The organism is Sabulicella rubraurantiaca (assembly GCF_017355885.1).
GTDB lineage: Bacteria > Pseudomonadota > Alphaproteobacteria > Acetobacterales > Acetobacteraceae > Roseococcus > Roseococcus rubraurantiacus.
The window spans coordinates 137575-153931 of record NZ_JAFEUU010000004.1; the positions used below are offsets into that span (position 1 = coordinate 137575).

Here is a 16357-nt window from a genome sequence, read left to right on the forward strand (position 1 = left end):
GGCGAGGCGGCTTGCTGCCCCCTGCCCCCGCCGATACAACCCTCGGCTCAGGCTGGGGGACGCGCGATGGCGGAAAAACAGGACGACATCCGGACCAGCATCGCGGCCGACTGGGCCGAATCCGACTACTATGACGAGGCGGAGCAGTTCACCGAGGTCTTCTGGACCCCAGGCTTCGTCTTTCGCCCGCGCTTCGAGAAGCTGGATCTCTCCAACGTCATCGAACTCGCCTGTGGCCGCGGCCGCCACGCCGCGCGCTGCATCGATCGCTGCGGCATGCTCTCGCTCGTGGACGTGAACCACAGCAACATCGAGGCGTGCCGCCGGCGCTTCGCCGGACACCGCAATGTCCGCTTCCTCGTCACGCCGGGCAATTCCCTGCCCGAATGCCCGGACGGACGCTTCAGCGCGCTCTATTGCTACGATGCGATGGTCCATTTCGAGCTGCTCGACATCGTGGACTACCTGCGGGAAACGCGCCGCGTCCTGCAGCCGGGCGGGCGCGCGCTGCTGCATGTCTCCAACAACATGCGAAACCCGGGCGGTCACTATCACGAGAACACGCACTGGCGGAATTTCGGCCACGTGGACATCGTGCGCCACCTCGCGGACCGGCTGGGGCTTTCCGTGCTGGAGCACGAGGCGTTCGACTGGTCCGGTGCACCCAGCCTCGACGCGGTCGTGCTGCTGGAGCGCCCGGGGGCCTGACCGTCAGGCGGTCTCCAGCGCCTCGCTCAGTTCCAGCCACTCCATCTCCAGCGCCTCGACCTCCTTGGCGATGGCGGCGCGCCGCGCCGTGGCACGGGCGATCAGGTCCGGCTTGGAACGCTCGTAGAGACGCGGGTCGGACAGGGCGCTGTCGATGGTGCGCGCCTCTTCCGCCAGCTTCGCCATCTGGGCTTCCACCGTCTTCAGGCGCTGGCGCAGCGGCGCGGCGGCGGCGCGGCTTTCGGCACGGGCGCGGCGATCCTCCACGCGCGGCGCGGGCGCCGCCTCGGGCTCGGAGGCCGCACGTGCCGCGCGGGCGCGTTCGGCCAGATGGACGCGATAGTCGTCCAGGTCACCCTCAAAGGGCTGCACCGCCCCATCGGCTACCAGCCAGAGCCGGTCCGCCACCAGCCCGACCAGATGCGGGTCGTGCGAGATCAGGATCACCGCGCCCTCGTAATCGGCCAGCGCCTTCACCAGCGCGTCGCGCGCGTCGATGTCGAGGTGGTTCGTCGGCTCGTCGAGGATGAGCATCTGCGGCGCCTCGCGCGTGCAGAGCGAAAGCAGCAGCCGCGCCTTCTCCCCGCCCGAGAGCGAGCGCACCCGCGTCTCCGCCCGGTCGGCATCCAACCCGAACCGCGCCAGCTGAGAGCGGCATTGCGTCTCGGTCGCCTTCGGCAAGGCCGCCTGCATGTGGGAGAGCGGCGTGCCGTCGAGGTCGAGGTCGTCCTCCTGGTGCTGGGCGAAGAAGCCCACGCGCAGCCGCCGGTCGCGGTGGATGTCGCCGGAAAGCGGCTCCAGCCGCCCGGCCAGCAGCTTCGCCAGGGTGGACTTGCCGTTGCCATTCGCACCCAGCAGCGCGATCCGGTCCTCCTGATCGATCCGCAGGTCGAGACCGCGCAGAACCGGAACGCCGCCATAGCCCACCGCGCCACGCCGGATGGTCAGAACGGGGGGCGGCAGGGTCTCGGGTTCCGGGAAGGAGAAGCGGGTGGGCACGTCCTCCACCAGTGATTCCACGGCGGGCAGCTTCTCCAGCGCCTTCAGGCGGGACTGCGCCTGCCGCGCCTTGGTGGCCTTGGCGCGGAACCGGTCCACGAAGGCCTGCATGTGGGCGCGCTGCGCGACGATGCGAGCGTTCTGCGCCGCCTGCTGCGCCTGCCGCTCCGCCTTCACCCGCACGAAGCTCTCGAAATTGCCGGGGTAGAGGGTGATGCGCTGCCGATCCAGATGCGCGATGGAATCCACGCAGCGGTCGAGCAGCCCCCGGTCGTGGCTGACGATGATCGCCGCACCGGGAAAGCGCTGCAGCCAGGATTCGAGCCACATCGCCGCCTCGAGGTCGAGGTGGTTGGTCGGCTCGTCGAGCAGCAGCAGGTCGGGCTGGGTGAAGAGCGCGCGGGCCAGCGAGACGCGCATGCGCCAGCCGCCGGAGAATTCGCGTGACGGGCGGGACTGGGCGGCGGCGTCGAAGCCCAGGCCGGAGAGGATGGTGGCGGCACGCGACGGGGCGGAATCCGCCTCGATGGCGATCAGCCGCTCATGGATCTCGGCGGCGCGTGATGCCTCCGGCTCCGCCTCCAGTTCCGCCAGCAGGGCGGCGCGCTCCGTATCGGCCGCGAGGACGATGTCCAGCAGCGGGGTCTCCCCGGCCGGGGCTTCCTGCGCCACGTGACCGAGCCGCGCCCGGGCCGCGAAGCGGATCTCTCCGGCATCGATGGGCTGCTCGCCGAGGATGGCGCGTAGCAGGGTGGACTTACCCGCTCCGTTGCGCCCGACGAGCCCGACCTTCCGGCCGACGTCCACTTGCAGGGACGCCCCTTCGAGCAGGGGGCGCCCCATCATGCGGAGGGTGACGTCACGGATGGCGAGCACGGTCATGGCGGCCCCTTCTATCCGCGGCGCCGCATTCCCGGCTAGGCGGGCTTGTCCTTGGCGGGCGGTTCGGGCGCCCATTCATCGGTGATGAGCTTCTGCTGCTCGCTCACCTCCCGCAATTCCTCCTCCGAGGGAGGGCGGGGGATATAGCCCTGCTTCTGCTTAGGGGCCTTCTTCGTCTCGTCCATGCACGGGCTCCTCTTGTCACGAAGGCTCAACGCATGAAGCGGCACCAGGACTTGCGCGGCGCGGCGCGCCCGGCCATAGCCCCGGCCATCCGAAGCCAGGAGACGATAGGCATGGCCACCGAGCGCACCTTCAGCATCATCAAGCCCGACGCCACGCGGCGCAACCTCACCGGCGCCATCAACGCCGTGTTCGAGAAAAACGGCCTGCGCGTCGTGGCGCAGAAGCGCCTGCGGATGACGCAGGAAATGGCGGAAACCTTCTACGGCGTGCACCGCGAGCGGCCCTTCTTCAAGGACCTCGTGTCCTTCATGACCTCCGGCCCCGTGGTCGTGCAGGTGCTGGAAGGCGAGAACGCCGTGGCCAAGAACCGTGACCTGATGGGCGCGACCAACCCGGCCAATGCCGCCGAGGGCACGATCCGCAAGCTGTTTGCCGAGAGCATCGAGGCGAACAGCGTCCACGGCAGCGACAGCGCCGAGAACGCGGCGATCGAGATCGCCTATTTCTTCGCTGGCTACGAGATCGCGCCGTAACAAGCGCGTGGGCGGGCGCCGCGCCATCGCGCGGCCCCGCCGAAAGCCGGGCTCAGCCCCAGAACAGGTAGAGGCCGACCAGCACCACCACCGTGATGCCGACAGCGAGCGGGATGCTCTTGGTGAAGGCATCATACAGGGCGCGCCGGTCGCCGATGATGTCCTCCGCCTTCACGGGGATGAAATCAATCTCGGTGTTGTGTTCGGCCACCTTCGCGCTTCCCTCAAAACTCAACTGGTGGCGTCGTGTGTAGGAAGCCCGGGGATTTCGGGCAAGGGGTTCGCCAGCGAACGCCCGCGCGCGCCCTCCGCCGCCACGATCGCGCGCCCCGCCTCCAGCCAGGCATGGCCGGCGACCAGCCAGCCCAGCGCCGCCGGATAGAGGCGGTGCTCCTGCTCCAGCACGCGTGATGCCAGCGTCGCCTCGTCATCACCTTCCAGCACGGGGACGGCGGCCTGGGCGAGGATCGGCCCCTCATCCACGCCGGGGGTGACGAGGTGAACGGTGCAGCCATGCAGCCTCACCCCCGCCGCCAGGGCGCGGCGATGCGTGTCCAGCCCCGGAAAGCTCGGCAACAGAGACGGATGGATATTCACCATCCTGCCTTCCCAGCGCCGGACGAATCCCTCGGTGAGGACGCGCATGAAGCCGGCCAGGGCCACGTAATCCACCTGCGCCTCCTCCAGCGCGGATTGGAGCTCGGCCTCGAAGGCTTCGCGCGTCCGGCCGCGGCTCGGCACCACCCTTCCGGGGACCCCAGCCTTCCCAGCCAGTTCCAGCCCAGGCGCGTCGCCCCGGTTGGACACGACCAGCGCGATCTCGGCCGGGTAGGAGGGGACGGAGGCCGCGGCGAGCAGCGCGGCCATGTTGGAGCCGCGCCCGGAAATCAGCACGGCGACGCGTGACCTCACAGCGGCAACTTCCCCTGAATCTCCACCCCCGGATCGCCGTCCTTCAGCACGCCGATGCGATGCGCGCCGACCCCGGCCGACTGCAGGGCGATAGTGGCGGCGGGCACATCCGTCTCGGCGACGACGAGAACCATGCCGAGGCCGCAATTGAAGACGCGCAGTATCTCCGCCTCCTCGACATTCCCGAGCTTCGCCAGCCAGGGGAAGACCGGCGGAAGCGGCCAGGATCCGCCCTCCACCACGGCACGCATTCCATCAGGCAGGACGCGCGGCAGGTTGCCCGGCAGACCGCCCCCGGTGATATGCGCAGCGGCCTTCAGGAGCCCTGCGCGATGGAGCGAGAGCACCGGCTTCACGTAGATCCGCGTCGGTTCCAGCAGCGCGTCGGCCACGGTGCCGCCCTCCGCGAAGGGCGCTGGGTCGCCCAGCCCGACTCCGGCGGCATCCAGGATCCGCCGCACCAGCGAGAAGCCGTTGGAATGCACGCCCGAAGAGGGCAGGCCCAGCAGCACATCCCCCGCCGCGACCTCGCGCGGCAGCAGCGCGTCCCGCTCCGCCGCGCCGACCGAGAAGCCGGCGAGGTCGTAATCCTCGCCGTGATACATGCCGGGCATCTCGGCGGTCTCGCCGCCCACCAGGGCGCAGCCCGCCTCGCGGCAGCCCTCGGCGATGCCGGCGACCACCGAGGCGGCGCGCTCCACCTCCAGCTTTCCGGTGGCAAAATAGTCCAGGAAGAAGAGCGGCTCCGCCCCCTGCACGACGAGGTCGTTCACGCACATGGCGACGAGATCGATGCCGACCTTGTCGTGCCGCCCAGCATCGATGGCAAGGCGCAACTTGGTCCCGACCCCGTCGGTGGAGGAGACCAGCACCGGGTCGCGGAACCCGGCGGCTTTCAGGTCGAACAGCGCGCCGAAGCCGCCGAGCCCACCCATCGTGCCCGGCCGGTCCGTGGCGCGGGCATGCGGCTTGATCCGCTCCACCAGCGCGTCGCCGGCCTCGATGCTGACTCCGGAAGCCGCGTAGGTCAGTCCGTTGCTCGGGGCGTTGGTCGGGGAACTGGTCAGGGAAGCCTCCGATGCGGTAAGGCGTTGAAAGGAGGGAGAATGGATGGGGGACCCCACGTGACCGACCGAATTCGCCGACGCGTAGCCCTCCTGGCCCCTCTCTCCGTGGTGGCGTTTTGCCTTCCCGGGGCGGCGCAAGACAACCCCCTGGTCCAGCGCGGGGTGCCGGCGGAGGCCACGGCGGAGAATGCAGTGCAGGCGCGCGACCGCGCCTTCGCGTCGGCGCGCCGCATCGCCTGGCAGCGCCTCCAGGCCGCGACCGGCGCTTCCGGCAACCCGTCCGATTCCCAGCTTGAATCCATGGTGAGCGCCATCGTGGTTGAGGAGGAGCGCACGACCCCGACCCGCTATGTCGGGCGGCTAACCGTGCAATTCGCCTCCGGCACGGCAGGGCTGAGCCGCTCCTCGGGCGGTGGCGGTGGGGGCGGCGTCTCCGTCGCCATGGCGCCCGTGGCCACCATCGAGGCGGCGGCCAGCTTCGGCAGCCTGGCCGAGTGGCTGGAGCTTCGCCGCCGCCTCCTCGCTGCCGAGCCGGTGGCCGGGGTGGAGATCTCGTCCATCGCCCTCAACCAAGCGCGACTGCGACTTTCCCTGCGCGCCCAACCCGGCGACGCGCAGGGCGGCCTCTACGCCGCCGGGATCGTGGTGGACGGCAATGGTCCCTCCTGGCGGATCGGCCTTGCCCCAGGGCGCTGAGCCCCCTTCGGCAGAGGGGCCGCCGCGTCACGCCCTGTTGACGCTGCCCAACCTCATCACCCTGGCCCGGCTTGTCATGGTGCCGCTGACCATCTGGCTGGTCGTGCAGCACCGGCTGGACCTCGCCTTCCTGGTCTTCCTCGCCGCCGGTATCTCCGACGCGCTGGATGGATGGCTGGCGCGGGCGCTGAAGGCGCGCAGCGTGGTGGGGGCGATGCTCGACCCGCTGGCGGACAAGGCGCTGCTGGTCTCGGTCTATGTCACCCTGGCGGTGATCGGCGTGCTGCCGGACTGGCTGGCCATACTCGTGGTCTTTCGCGACGTGATGATCCTGGGCGGGCTGATGCTGCTCTGGGTGCTGGGGCTGCGGCCGACCATCCGGCCGCTCGCCATCTCCAAGATCAACACCTTCGCGCAGCTGGCGCTGGCCGGGCTGGTCCTGTTCACCGAGGGCTTCGGCGTGCCGCTCGGCCCTTCCGTCAGGGTGCTGATCTTCGCCACCGCGATCACCACCGTGGGTTCCCTCCTTGCCTATGTCGGCGCGGCGTCGGGCCAGTTGCGGGGCCACGGATGAGCGAGGCCGCCCCCTCCCCCGGACGCGGCCGCCCGCGGCCCCGCACCGCCACGCCGCGCCAGCGCCTGATGCTGACGACGGGCGCGCTGGGCGTCGCGCTGCTCGTGCTCTGGATCTTCTCGCCGATCCTGACGCCCTTCGTGCTGGCGCTGGTGTTGGCCTATTTCCTTGACCCGGTGGCGGCGCGCCTCGCCCGCATCGGCATTCCGCGCGGCCTCGCCGCCGGGCTCCTGGTGCTCATGATCCTCGCCGCGGGGCTGCTCGCTGCGCTGCTGCTGTATCCCTTGGTCATCGCGCAGATCGGCGTCCTGCTCACCCGCCTGCCTGGCTACATCGCAACGATCGGCCAGGCACTGCGGGACTTCATGATCTCGCTGGAGGAGCAGGCGGGACCGGATGTCGTGGATGCGCGGCTGCGCGAACTCGTCATCGGCCAGGCGGGGGCCATGCTGGGCTGGCTCGGCACGGCGGCGACGCGGCTGATCGGCGGCGGCTTCGCGCTGTTCAACGTCTTCACCCTCGCCATCGTGACGCCGGTCGTCGCGTTCTATTTCCTGCGCGACTGGCCGCGCATGATCGCGCGCATCGATTCCTGGCTGCCTCGCCGCTCCGCCGCCACACTGCGTCAGCTGGCGCGCGACATGGACCGGGTGCTCTCCGCCTGGCTGCGCGGGCAGCTCCTGTGCTGCCTGCTGCTCGGCGCCTTCTACGCCATGACCCTGTCCGCCATCGGGCTGGAACTGGGGCTGATGGTGGGACTCCTCGCCGGACTCCTGTCCTTCATCCCCTATGTCGGCTCCTTCACCGGCTTCGCCATCGCCGTGCTGCTGGCGATCGGGCAATGGGGCACCATCGGCGCGGCACTGCTGGTGACCGCGATCTTCGGCGTGGGGCATACGGTCGAGGGCTATGTCATCTATCCGCGCCTCCTGGGTGACCGGGTGGAACTGCATGCGGTCTGGGTCATCTTCGCCCTCTTCGCCGGCGGTGTGGCCTTCGGCTTCCTGGGCGTCCTGCTCGCCGTGCCGCTGGCCGCGGCGATGGGCGTGCTCGCGCGGTTCTGGCTGCGGCGCTACCTCGAAAGCCCGCTCTACCTCGACCCGCCGCGGCCCTGATGTCCCAGCTCGTCCTGCCCATCTTCCCCCCGGCCGAGTTCCGGGAGGAGGAATTCATCGCCGATGCGAGCAACGAGGCGGCGCTGCGCTGGCTTGAGGCCCCCGAGCGCTGGCCGAACCGGCGCCTCGTCCTTGCAGGGCCGCTGGGCACCGGTAAGACGCACCTTCTGCACATCATGGCCGCACGCAATGGCTGGGAGCTTCGCGACGGTCCGGCGCTGCGCGGCCTGCCACCCGCGCCCCGTCGTGGCGTCGCGCTGGACGATTCCGACATGCCGGGCGAGGAGGCGGCTCTGTTCCACCTCGTCAATGCCTGCGCCGAGGCGGGGCATCCGCTGCTGATGGCCGCGCCACGCCCGCCCGCCGCCTGGCCCGTCCGCCTGCCCGATCTCCGCTCCCGCCTCGCCGCCAGCGGCCTCGCCACGGTGGAGGAACCTTCCGACACGTTGCTGGAGGCGCTGTTCCGCAAGCAGCTGGCCGAGCGCCAGCTCCAGCTGGATCCTGCGGTGCTTGCCGCGGTGCGGCTGCGCCTGCCGCGCTCCGCGGCCGCAGTGGCGGAGGCCGCGGCACGGCTGGACCGCGCCTCCCTCGCCGCCGGGCGGCTGACACGCCCCATCGCCCTTGCCGCCATCGAGCCGCTCGCCGCAGATGACGATCCTGAGACGGCAGGCAGTGACCCGGTGCGGCAAGGCCCGGCGCTGTTGTAGGCTCTCCCTCATGTCGCAGGCCGAAACCCTCCTCCGCGCACCCGAGATGGGCCCGGAGCGCTTCTTCAACCGGGAGATTTCCTGGCTCGACTTCAACAACCGCGTGCTGGAGGAGGCGGCAAACCCCCAGCACCCCCTGCTGGAACGCCTGCGCTTCGTCGCCATTTCCGGCTCCAACCTCGACGAGTTCTACTCGGTGCGCGTCGCGGGGCTGGTGGGGCAGGAGCGCGAGGGCATCACCATGGCCTCGCCGGACGGCCTTTCGCCGACGCAGCAGCTTGCGGCCATCGAGACCCGGGCCCACGAACTCGTGGAAGCGCAGCAGGAGGCTTGGCGCACCGTGCGCGGCCTGCTGCGCGAAGCACGGCTCTGCGCGCTGGAGGCGGACGAGCTTGGCGAGCCGGACATCGCCTGGCTGGAGACCTACTTCATGGAGCGGATCTTCCCGGTCCTCACGCCGCTGGCGGTGGACCCGGCGCATCCCTTCCCCTTCGTGTCCAACCTCGCCATCTGCATGGTCCTCAAGCTGGTGCGGGAGGAGGATGGCGGCACGATGCGCGCCCTCATCACCCTGCCGCCGCAGGTGGAGCGCTTCATTCGCCTGCCCGACGGAGACGGCGCCGGAATCCGCTTCGCCGCGCTGGAAGATGTGGTGACGCTGAACCTGCACCACCTCTTCCCCGGATTCATCGTGGCGGAGCGCGGTCTGTTCCGCCTGATCCGCGACACCGACGTCGAATTCGAGGAGGAGGCGGAGGACCTCGTCCGCTCCTACGAAAGCGCGCTGAAGCGCCGCCGCAAGGGCCGTGCCATCCTGCTGGCCGTCGAGGCCCGCATGCCCGCCGACATGGTGGATTTCGTGGCGGAGGAGCTGGATGCCGACCGCAAGTCGGTGGTGACGGTGGACGGGCTGCTCGGCGTCTCCGACCTGCGGCAGCTCATCGTGGATGACCGCCCGGACCTGCTCTTCACCCCCTACACGCCCCGCTTCCCGGAGCGCATCCTCGATTTTGGCGGCGACTGCTTTGCCGCGATCCGAACCAAGGACATCATTGTCCACCACCCCTATGAAAGCTTCGACGTGGTGGTGCAGTTCCTGCGCCAAGCGGCGCGCGATCCCAACGTGGTGGCTATCAAGCAGACCCTCTATCGCACGACTCGCGACAGCCCCATCACCAAGGCGCTGATCGAGGCGGCGGAGGCCGGCAAGAGCGTCACCGCCATGGTTGAGCTGAAGGCGCGCTTCGATGAGGAGCGCAACATCGCCCTGGCGCGCGAGCTGGAGGCCGCGGGGGTGCAGGTCGTCTACGGCTTCGTGGAGCTGAAGACCCACGCCAAGGTCTCGCTGGTCGTGCGGCGCGAGGGGGCGCTGATGCGCGCCTATGCCCATTTCGGAACCGGCAACTACCACCCGATCACCGCGCGCATCTACACTGACCTGTCCTTCTTCACTGCCGATCCGGCCCTGACGCGCGACGCCGCCAAGCTGTTCAACTACATGACGGGCTATGCCCGGCCGGAGGCGATGGAGAAGCTGGCCTTCGCGCCGCTCACCATCCGCCCCACGCTGCGCGGCCTGATCGAGCAGGAGATCGGCTTTGCGCGGGGCGAAAAGCCCGCCGGCATCTGGCTCAAGATGAACTCCCTCGTTGATGAGGAGCTGATCGACCTGCTCTACCGTGCCAGCCAAGAGGGGGTGCGCATCGAGTGCATCGTGCGCGGCATCTGCTGCCTGCGCCCGGGCGTTCCCGGTCTTTCGGAGAACATCCGCGTGAAGAGCATCGTCGGGCGTTTCCTGGAGCATTCGCGCATCTGCGTCTTCGGCAACGGTCACCGCCTGCCGTCGCGCCGCGCGCGGGTCTATGTTTCCTCGGCCGATTGGATGGCCAGGAACATGGATTGGCGCGTGGAATCCCTGGTGCCGATCGAGAACCCCACCGTCCATGCCCAGGTCCTCGACCAGATCATGGTGGTGAATTTGCGCGACGCCGCCCAGAGCTGGGAGTTGGAGCCGGATGGCGCCTGGCGCCGCCTGCCCCCCGACCCCAACCAGTTCTCGGCGCACGGATACTTCATGACGAACCCATCCCTCTCCGGCCGCGGCTCTGCCCTCAACCGCCCACCCCGGCGGACCCCGCGCCGCAAGGCCAACCGGCTCTACCAGGACTGAGCGCGTGGAGCCTGAACGCTTCGGGGTCGTGGACCTCGGCTCCAACTCCGTGCGCCTCGTCGTCTACGAGGGGCGGGAACGCAATCCGCACGCGATCTTCAACGAGAAGGCCGTCCTGGGCCTCGGTCGTGGCCTGCACACGACGGGAAGGCTGAACGACAACGCAGCCACCCAGGCGCTGACCGTGCTCGGCCGATACCACGCCCTTGCCCGCGGCATGGGCGCCGAGCCGATCGAGTTGCTGGCGACCGCAGCGGTGCGCGATGCCTCCAATGGCCAGGAATTCCTTGCCGGAGTGCAGGACGCCATGCCCGGCGTGGCGCTGCGCATCCTCTCGGGCCATGAGGAGGGACGGCTTTCCGCCGAGGGGCTGCTGCTCGGCGTTCCGCATGCCGACGGGGTGCTGGGCGATCTGGGCGGCGGCTCCCTGGAATTGGTGCGCCTCGTTTCCGGCCGGATCGAGGACACGGTCTCCCTGCCGATCGGCACCATCCGGCTCTGCGACCGCGCCGAAGGCGACGTGACCCGTGCCCGCGCCATCGTGGAGGCGGAACTCAAGACTGTCCCATGGCTGGGGGCCGCCCCCATGAAGGATCTCTTCCTCGTGGGCGGCACCTTCCGCGCCCTGGCGCGCATGCACATCGCCCAGACCGGCTACCCGCTGCATATCGTCCACCACTACGCCATCCGGCGGGAGGAGGCGCGCGACCTCGCGGGGGTCGTGATGAACGCGCCGCGCCGCGCGCTGGAGCGGATGCCCGAGGCGCCGGCCAAGCGCGCGGGCGACCTGCCCTTCGCGGCGGCGGTGCTGCGGCGCCTCCTCCGCGCCTCGGGCGCGGGGCGCGTGGTGTTCAGTGGCAATGGCCTACGGGAAGGCTGGTACGCCCGCCACCTGCCGGAGTCCGTACGCGCGGAGGATCCGCTCCTCGCCGCCGCGCGGGAATTGGGGCTGCGGCTGGGGCGCGACCGGGCCCTGCCGGATGCGCTGGTGGAATGGACCGCCCCCCTCGCCGAGGACGGGCCAGGCGAGGCGGAGCTGCGCATCGCGGCCTGCTGGGTGGCGGATACGGGCAGCCGCGACCACCCGGATTACCGCGCCGAGCAGGCGCTCTTGCGCCTCCTGCGCCTGCATGGCGTCGGGCTGGACCACCATTCGCGCGCCTTCCTCGCCCTCACCACCGCCATGCGCTACGACGCGGAGCCGGCGACGCCAGGGCTTGCCGTGGCGCGCGGCCTGCTCTCTGCCGCGACAATCCGCCGCTGTGAGGTGCTGGGCGCTGCCTTCCGGCTCGCCTTCACGCTTTGCGGCGGCGTGCCGGCGCTGCTGCAGGCCACCTCACTGGAGCGGAAGAACGGCACGCTGCGCCTCCTCCTGCATCCCGGAGCGGGCGTCTTCGTGGCTGAGCCGGTCCGGCGGCGGCTGGAGGCACTGGCCCTGCTGTTGGGGCTGGAGCCGGTGCTGGAGGCGGCCTGAGCCTCACATCGGACGGAACAGCGCCAGCACCAGGGAAAGGGTGGCGATGCTGAGCGTCGTGCTCACCAGCACGGCCGCCCCGCTCTCGTCAGCGCCGCTGCTGTAACGCCGCGCCAGCAGGAAGGCATTGGCGCCGGTGGGCAGGGAGGCGGTGAGCACCGCCACCGCCGTCTCCAGCGGCGAAAGCTCCAGCAGGCGGCAGAAGCCCCAGACCAGCAGCGGAAGCGCGCCCAGCTTGAGCACCACGGTCATCGCCGTGCGCCCCGCCGCGCCGCGCGCGTCGAAGCCGTGCAGGCTGCCGCCCAGGCAGAACAGGCTGACCGGCGGCGCGGCGGCGCCCAGCAATTCGAGCGTCGCCCGGGCCGGGGCGGGAACCGGCAGGTGGAGGGAGGACCAGACCAGCGCCGCCAGCACCGCCATCACCACGGGGTTCCGCACCACCCCACCCAGCGTGGCGCGAAGGAGCGGCCAGGACCGGGCGCCGGGGTTGCGCGCCACCTCGGCCACCACCGTCGCCGTGCCGAGCAGGACCAGCGAATGCAGTGCCAGGATCGCCAGCAGCACCGCCAGCCCGCGCTGCCCATAGGCGGCCGCGACCAGCGGGATCCCCATCATCACCGTGTTGCCGAAGGTGACGTTGAGGGCGAGCATTCCCGCCCCCGCGAGCCCCAGCGGCCGCCGCGCCAGCAGGATCGTCCCCACGTAGAGCACGGCCGCACCGCCGAAGAAGGCGAGCGCGGCGCCCCCGCCCCCGGCATGCCCGGCCGTGCCGCCCGCGAAGATGAGCGCCGGCGCCGCGAAGGAGAAGGCGAAGCCGGTGAGCCCCTTGAACCCGGCTTGGTCCACCCAGCCGCGCATCGCCGCCAGATAGCCGGCGAGGATCAGCGCGAAGACCGGCGCCGCGACGGAAAGCACCGTGGCGGCAGCATCCCTCATGCCAGCAGGCTTTCCACGAAGCCCGGCAGCCAGGGCTGGCGGGACCGGTGGGTGCGCGCGGCATGGAGGATGGCGCGCGCCTCGGCCACCGTCGCCTCGAAGTCGCGATTCACCAGGACGTGGTCGAACTCGTCCCAGTGACGCATCTCCTCGCGCGACGCGGCCATGCGGCGGAGAATCTCCTCCTCCGGATCCGTCGCGCGGCCCCGCAGGCGGCGCTCCAGCTCCTGCATGGAGGGAGGCAGCAGGAAGATGCCGACCACGTCGCTGGCCATGCGGTGCTTCAGCTGGCGGTGACCCTGCCATTCGATGTCGAACAACACGTCGCGCCCCGCCGAGAGCGCTGCTTCCACCGCGGCGCGCGGCGTGCCGTAGGAGCGGCCGAGGAAACGCGCATGCTCCAATAATTCCTCGCGCGCCACCATGGCGTCGAACTCCGCCTCGCTGCGGAAGAAGTAGTGCAAACCTTCCGTCTCGCCGGGGCGGGGGGCGCGGGTGGTGACGCTGACCGAAAGGGCGAGGCCCGGCTCGCTGGCCAGCAGCGCGCGGGACACGCTGGTCTTGCCGCCGCCCGGCGCGGCGGCGAGGACGAGGCAGACGCCGCGGCGCGAGGGCACGCTACTCAACATTGGCCGCCTGCTCCTTCAGCCGCTCGATCGCCGCCTTCAGCTCCAGCCCCAGCCGCGTCAGCTCCGTGCTCGCCGACTTGGAGCAGAGCGTGTTCGCCTCGCGCACGAATTCCTGTCCGAGGAAATCCAGGCGCCGCCCGATCGCCTCGCCTTCCTGCAGCAGGGCGCGTGCGGCGGCGATGTGGGAATCGAGCCGGTCCAGCTCCTCCCGCACGTCGGAGCGGGCGGCCAGCAGCGCCACTTCCTGCGCCAGACGCTCCTCGGGGAAGCGACGGCGCCCCTCCTCGCCCAGCAGCCGGTCCAGCGCCTCCTCCAGCCGGGCGCGCTGCGCACCGGGCTGAGTCTCCGCCTCCTGGCGCGCAGCGGCGGACAGCGCCGCGACCTCGTCCAGCAGCCCTTCGAGCACGGCACGCAGCCTCTCGCCCTCGCCGATGCGGGAGGAGGCCAGCGCGTCCAGGGCACGGCCGAAGGCGGCGAGCAACGCAGCGCGGCGCGCCTCCTCCTCGCCCTCGGCCGGTTCCGGGATCTCGGCGCGCAGGATGCCCGGGAGGGCCAGCAGCGCCTCGGCGCGGGGGGCCGGGGCGCCGGGGATGCGCGCGGAGAGTTCCAGCGCCATGCCCAGGGCACGTTCGAGCGCCGCGGGATCGGGGGAGAGCACCGGGCGCTGATCCCGCTGCACGGAGAGCGCGACCTGCACGCTGCCGCGCTTCAGCGTCTTACCGGTCGCCTCGCGCGCGGCAGCCTCCAGCGCCTCCATGCCCGGCGGAAGACGGAAGCGTAGTTCCAGCCCGCGCCCATTCACCGAGCGCAGCTCCCAGGCGAAGGGCGCCCCATCGGGCAGGGCGCCGGCCTCGCGCGCGAAGCCGGTCATGCTGGAAAGCGGGGAGGAGGCAGGCATGGCCGGTGTTTCCCGCGCCATGCCGCTTGAGGCAAGGTCTAGAACGGCGCCAGCTTGAACTCACTGTACACCGGGTCCCCGCTGCTGGCCGGGGTGAAGCGCGCGTCACCGAGGAGCTGGCCGCCGTTCATCGCCGCTTCCAGCTTCACCCGATGGGAGACGCGGTCCAGAAGCACCTCACCGACGGCGACGAAGCCGCCGCCTTCGACGGCACGCCCTCGCAGTTCACCCGTGCCCACGAGGCCGCCATGGGATTCGAGGCGGACCCTCACCTCTCCCGCCCCGGGTCCTGGCTCGACGAAAAGCCGCAGCCAGCCGCCGCGCGACGCGGTCGCGTTGAAGTGGGAACCGCGATAGCCGCCCGCCGGAACGGCCAGGACCGGCGCCGGGACTGGCTGCGCGGCGGGCGTCGCGGCCGCTTGGGCTTCGCGCGCCGGTGGCGCGGCCTCAGCCACCGTGGCAGGAGCGCTGGCGGATGCAGCCGGAGCCGGCACGGAGGGCGCTTCCGCAACAGGGGCAGGCCGGTCGCCTCTATACAGCCAAGCCCCGGCCAGGAGTGCGGCCACTGCCACAACCCCGAACCAGACCAGCCAGTTACGACGGGGTGATGCGGGCTCCCTCGGCGTAGGCTCGGGGACGAGGGCGGGCGGACCGGAACGGACGGGCATGGGTTCGGGTGCCAGACCCACCCGGGGTTTTGGCTCGGTCTCCGGCGTGGCCCGTGGCCGCATCGCATCCGCGGCCTCCACATGTTGCGCCCCCACATGCGGAGCGCCCTCCATCTCGGCGAGGAAAGTCGCTGCGCGGCCCAGCGAGTTCACGAGGCGTGGCAGGCCGCGCGACAGGATCGCCAGCACTTCCACCGCTTCGGCGCTGAACCGGTCCGGGTCGCTGCCAACGGCGGCAAGGGCGGCCGCGACGAAACGCCGCACCTCTTCGGGCGTCAGCGGCGCGAGGGGGACCAGCGCGGCCGGACAGGACACGCTCTCCAGCCGCCCGACGAAGCTTGGCAAGGCGGCAATGGCTACGGGGACAGAGGCGCTGCACAACCGGCGAAGCGCCGCGTCGTCCAGCGATCCCGCCTCGTCCACCAGAAGGGTCGAGCCAACCTCGTCAGGGTCGGCGAGCAGCGCATGTTCGAGGAAGCGAACCGGACGACCTTCGTCTCGAAGGCTTCGTTCCAGTTCGCGCAACAGAAGGGTCTTCCCTGAACCCGCCTCGCCCAGAATCAGGACGACGCGGCCTTGCCGCAACGCCTCCATCGCAGCGGCACGGGCGCGCTGCCAGGAAGCGTGCGGGATCGCGTCCGCCACCTTCATCTGCAACTGAAAAGGCAGACTGGCCGCTGGCGGCCGCGCCAACTCGTTCACCCGTGCCCCCGGTCAGTTCCTGGCGGGTTCTTACACCCACTTTGGCAGAAACGCACCAAGAGAGGGAAAGTTTGTCCGGGTGGGATGGTACCCCACCCGGGCTGTGTCAGCTACGCTGGATCAGTTCGATCTTGTAGCCGTCCGGGTCCTCGATGAAGGCAATCAGCGTGGTGCCGAACTTCACCGGCCCCGGCTCGCGCGTAATCCTCACCCCCTCCGCGCGCATCTTCTCGCAGCTTGCGTAGATGTCGGGCACGCCGATGGCCAGGTGGCCGAAGGCGCCGCCCATCTCGTACTTCTCCACCCCGTAATTGTAGGTGAGCTCGAGCACGGTCTCCTTGCTTTCGTCGCCATAGCCTAGGAAGACGAGGGTATACTTGCCGTCCGGCACGTCGTTGCGGCGAAGCTCCCGCATGCCGAGGTGCTTCGTGTAGAAATCGATGCTGCGCTGCAGGTCGCCGACGCGCAGCATGGTGTGCAAGTAGCGGAAGCTCATTCCAT

Annotated in this window: 18 protein-coding genes; 8 read left to right on the top strand and 10 right to left on the bottom strand. The window is 70.5% G+C overall.

Translation table 11 applies throughout. The features are described from left to right. Positions 1 to 66 precede the first annotated feature (66 nt). Complete coding sequence (locus JTJ31_RS09280; protein ID WP_207538369.1) at positions 67 to 708, top strand: class I SAM-dependent methyltransferase; 642 nt, start codon at positions 67 to 69, stop codon at positions 706 to 708. A gap of 3 nt (positions 709 to 711) precedes the next feature. Here the strand turns inward: JTJ31_RS09280 and JTJ31_RS09285 are convergent, their stop codons facing one another. Then, positions 712 to 2589 carry an ABC-F family ATP-binding cassette domain-containing protein gene (locus tag JTJ31_RS09285; protein ID WP_207538370.1) on the bottom strand — a complete coding sequence of 626 codons (1878 nt, stop codon included), beginning with the start codon at positions 2587 to 2589 and terminating at the stop codon, positions 712 to 714. Positions 2590 to 2624: 35 nt separating this feature from the next. Continuing rightward, positions 2625 to 2774 (bottom strand): hypothetical protein, encoded by a 150-nt coding sequence (locus tag JTJ31_RS09290; RefSeq protein WP_207538371.1) that lies wholly within the window; start codon positions 2772 to 2774, stop codon positions 2625 to 2627. Between the two features lie 111 nt (positions 2775 to 2885). Between JTJ31_RS09290 and ndk the strand changes: the two genes are divergently transcribed. Beyond that, complete coding sequence (gene ndk / locus JTJ31_RS09295; RefSeq protein ID WP_207538372.1) at positions 2886 to 3308, top strand: nucleoside-diphosphate kinase; 423 nt, start codon at positions 2886 to 2888, stop codon at positions 3306 to 3308. A 52-nt stretch (positions 3309 to 3360) separates the two neighbouring features. Here the strand turns inward: ndk and JTJ31_RS09300 are convergent, their stop codons facing one another. From JTJ31_RS09300 to purM, 3 genes are read right to left on the bottom strand one after another with little or no spacing between them, the layout of a single operon-like run. Further along, positions 3361 to 3519 (bottom strand): preprotein translocase subunit SecE, encoded by a 159-nt coding sequence (locus tag JTJ31_RS09300; RefSeq protein WP_207538373.1) that lies wholly within the window; start codon positions 3517 to 3519, stop codon positions 3361 to 3363. Between the two features lie 20 nt (positions 3520 to 3539). After that, positions 3540 to 4220, bottom strand: a complete 681-nt coding sequence (gene purN / locus JTJ31_RS09305) for a phosphoribosylglycinamide formyltransferase (RefSeq protein WP_207538374.1) — start codon at positions 4218 to 4220, stop codon at positions 3540 to 3542. After that, the gene (gene purM / locus JTJ31_RS09310) at positions 4217 to 5287 is read right to left on the bottom strand and encodes a phosphoribosylformylglycinamidine cyclo-ligase (protein ID WP_207538572.1); all 1071 of its coding nucleotides are present in this window, start codon (positions 5285 to 5287) and stop codon (positions 4217 to 4219) included. The genes purN and purM overlap by 4 nt, the downstream gene beginning before the upstream one ends. Before the next feature lie 39 nt (positions 5288 to 5326). On the opposite strand from purM, the gene JTJ31_RS09315 reads away from it, so the two are divergent. Genes JTJ31_RS09315 through JTJ31_RS09340 form a run of 6 tightly spaced genes read left to right on the top strand, consistent with a single transcriptional unit; the run spans position 5327 to position 12023 of the window. Further along, on the top strand, positions 5327 to 5983 hold the full coding sequence (locus JTJ31_RS09315; protein WP_207538375.1) for a hypothetical protein: 657 nt from the start codon (positions 5327 to 5329) through the stop codon (positions 5981 to 5983). Continuing rightward, positions 5967 to 6557: a CDP-alcohol phosphatidyltransferase family protein gene (locus JTJ31_RS09320; protein WP_236020040.1), complete on the top strand. Its 591-nt coding sequence runs from the start codon at positions 5967 to 5969 to the stop codon at positions 6555 to 6557. Before JTJ31_RS09315 ends, JTJ31_RS09320 begins: the two co-directional genes overlap by 17 nt. After that, a complete protein-coding gene (locus JTJ31_RS09325; protein WP_207538377.1) occupies positions 6554 to 7672 on the top strand; it encodes an AI-2E family transporter in 1119 nt (372 codons plus the stop codon). The genes JTJ31_RS09320 and JTJ31_RS09325 overlap by 4 nt, the downstream gene beginning before the upstream one ends. Next, positions 7672 to 8379 (top strand): P-loop NTPase family protein, encoded by a 708-nt coding sequence (locus JTJ31_RS09330; RefSeq protein ID WP_207538378.1) that lies wholly within the window; start codon positions 7672 to 7674, stop codon positions 8377 to 8379. Before JTJ31_RS09325 ends, JTJ31_RS09330 begins: the two co-directional genes overlap by 1 nt. After that, a complete protein-coding gene (locus JTJ31_RS09335; protein WP_207538379.1) occupies positions 8321 to 10549 on the top strand; it encodes an RNA degradosome polyphosphate kinase in 2229 nt (742 codons plus the stop codon). Before JTJ31_RS09330 ends, JTJ31_RS09335 begins: the two co-directional genes overlap by 59 nt. Positions 10550 to 10553: 4 nt before the next feature. After that, positions 10554 to 12023, top strand: a complete 1470-nt coding sequence (locus tag JTJ31_RS09340) for a Ppx/GppA phosphatase family protein (RefSeq protein ID WP_207538380.1) — start codon at positions 10554 to 10556, stop codon at positions 12021 to 12023. 3 nt (positions 12024 to 12026) lie between these two features. On the opposite strand, the gene JTJ31_RS09345 is transcribed toward JTJ31_RS09340, so the two are convergent. The 5 genes from JTJ31_RS09345 to gloA all read right to left on the bottom strand — a co-directional run bounded on the left by JTJ31_RS09345 (position 12027) and on the right by gloA (position 16352). After that, the gene (locus JTJ31_RS09345) at positions 12027 to 12959 is read right to left on the bottom strand and encodes an AEC family transporter (protein WP_207538381.1); all 933 of its coding nucleotides are present in this window, start codon (positions 12957 to 12959) and stop codon (positions 12027 to 12029) included. After that, on the bottom strand, positions 12956 to 13588 hold the full coding sequence (gene gmk / locus JTJ31_RS09350) for a guanylate kinase (RefSeq protein WP_207538382.1): 633 nt from the start codon (positions 13586 to 13588) through the stop codon (positions 12956 to 12958). Before gmk ends, JTJ31_RS09345 begins: the two co-directional genes overlap by 4 nt. Continuing rightward, the gene (locus tag JTJ31_RS09355; protein WP_236020042.1) at positions 13578 to 14486 is read right to left on the bottom strand and encodes a YicC/YloC family endoribonuclease; all 909 of its coding nucleotides are present in this window, start codon (positions 14484 to 14486) and stop codon (positions 13578 to 13580) included. Before JTJ31_RS09355 ends, gmk begins: the two co-directional genes overlap by 11 nt. A 38-nt stretch (positions 14487 to 14524) precedes the next feature. Then, on the bottom strand, positions 14525 to 15799 hold the full coding sequence (locus JTJ31_RS09360) for an AAA family ATPase (protein ID WP_207538383.1): 1275 nt from the start codon (positions 15797 to 15799) through the stop codon (positions 14525 to 14527). Positions 15800 to 15962: 163 nt separating this feature from the next. After that, positions 15963 to 16352 (bottom strand): lactoylglutathione lyase, encoded by a 390-nt coding sequence (gloA, locus tag JTJ31_RS09365; protein WP_207538384.1) that lies wholly within the window; start codon positions 16350 to 16352, stop codon positions 15963 to 15965. Between the last annotated feature and the right edge of the window lie 5 nt (positions 16353 to 16357).